Source organism: Pseudoalteromonas sp. 19-MNA-CIBAN-0066, assembly GCF_040308705.1.
Classification (GTDB): domain Bacteria; phylum Pseudomonadota; class Gammaproteobacteria; order Enterobacterales; family Alteromonadaceae; genus Pseudoalteromonas; species Pseudoalteromonas nigrifaciens.
Genome location: NZ_JBEONZ010000375.1, coordinates 1 through 243 on the forward strand (window position 1 = coordinate 1; position 243 = coordinate 243).

The following is a 243-nucleotide window of genomic DNA, read 5'->3' on the forward strand; positions in this document are numbered from 1 at the left end:
GAGTAAACCTATTTTGCTACTGCATGCGATTGAAAAAAATCACTCACCAATTACGGAGGATTTAAGCGGGGCTATTGGCCTTGGGGCTCGCTCTTCACTTCTCAATGAAATGGCCAACTTAGACGAGCAACGCAGTAAAGTTGCTTTATCCCTTGGCAAGGAAACCTTGGCGCACTCCCAGGCATTTTTAGTTGATAACGGGTGTCCTGATATTGAAAAAACGCAACGCCACAGGGGTATTGT

Annotated in this window: 1 pseudogene; it reads left to right on the forward strand. The window is 45.7% G+C overall.

The features are described 5' to 3' along the window. A pseudogene (locus AAEZ18_RS19495) lies at positions 1-243 on the forward strand (universal stress protein); the annotation flags it as partial.